Annotated in this window: 2 protein-coding genes; both read left to right on the top strand. The window is 48.2% G+C overall.

All coding sequences use genetic code 11. The features are described 5' to 3' along the window. Positions 1 to 387 (top strand): hypothetical protein (locus A9B99_RS15600; protein ID WP_331710058.1); only part of this gene is annotated, 387 nt, incomplete at its 5' end. A gap of 15 nt (positions 388 to 402) precedes the next feature. Continuing rightward, positions 403 to 1052 (top strand): DUF6708 domain-containing protein (locus A9B99_RS15605; RefSeq protein WP_331710059.1); only part of this gene is annotated, 650 nt, incomplete at its 3' end.

Raw genomic sequence — 1052 nt, forward strand, 5'->3', positions numbered from 1 at the left:
CCGGTGGAGCATGGCAGGGAAGGGTACATCACAGGTTTACAGATGCTGCTGCAGGTGGAATCCCGGCTGGAATGGCTGCCCACCCTGCTGCTGTTGCCGTTGTCACTGGTGGAAAGCGTGTCGAGGTATATAGGCACGCAGACCAGCAGGCGCCCGCAGTGGTCAGCAGAGGTGGAAATGGCCTGCCGGCCAGAGCCGGGTGACCCGGTGAATGTGGGAGCAGAGCACAATGGGCCTGGCCGCTGGCGCACGGTACTGGCCAACGAACCCCGTGCTGTTTACGATGCCAAAAACCAGTACCTGAAAGATGCCAACCAGAAAATAAGGGATAAAATGGCTCATAACAGGGCCATGAAGGTTACTTATCGGGCTGGAGAAATTAATTAAAGGGAGCTAATAGAAATGGGAATTTCACATGACATAGGATTATTTTTTCCGTTTAAAGTGAACCGGTCATTAACGGCAGAAGAGAAAAAACGGCGCTTTGTTCAGGGACGAAGAAGACGCTGCCCGGGGGAAGCTGCAGTACTGGATTTTGAAACGGTAATTCGGATAAACTCATCTTACCTCGAAGTGGTTGATAAATATTATGCATTGCGAGGTATGGCTACTTCTTTTATCATGGGGTTTTGCATTCTTCTTATCGGTTTTATAATTGCTATGGGGAAGAATACTATACTCAATGAAGGCAGTGTTTCATTTTTTGTTTTTCTTCTTACTGTTTGTAGTGGCTGTTTATTTTTTTTAATCCGTATTCTGTTAAAAGAATGGTTCCGTTATACCCATTACCCGGTTCGTTTTAACCGTAAAACCCGGCAGGTCCATATCTTTCAGGTCAGTGGCGAGATAATCACCGTTCCCTGGAATAAGATTTATTTCACCACCAACCGGCAACGGTTAAATGAATGCATTGTCGGGCACATTCTGGCGGAAGATAACGACACCGTGCTGAACACCTTCAGTTTTGGCCATGTGGGCACCCGGGATGAGCTCTCCCGCTACTGGGAGTTTATCCGCTGTTATATGGAAGAGGACTGTGTGGCGGAGCTGGC

This window comes from Mangrovibacter phragmitis (genome assembly GCF_001655675.1).
Classification (GTDB): Bacteria; Pseudomonadota; Gammaproteobacteria; order Enterobacterales; family Enterobacteriaceae; genus Mangrovibacter; species Mangrovibacter phragmitis.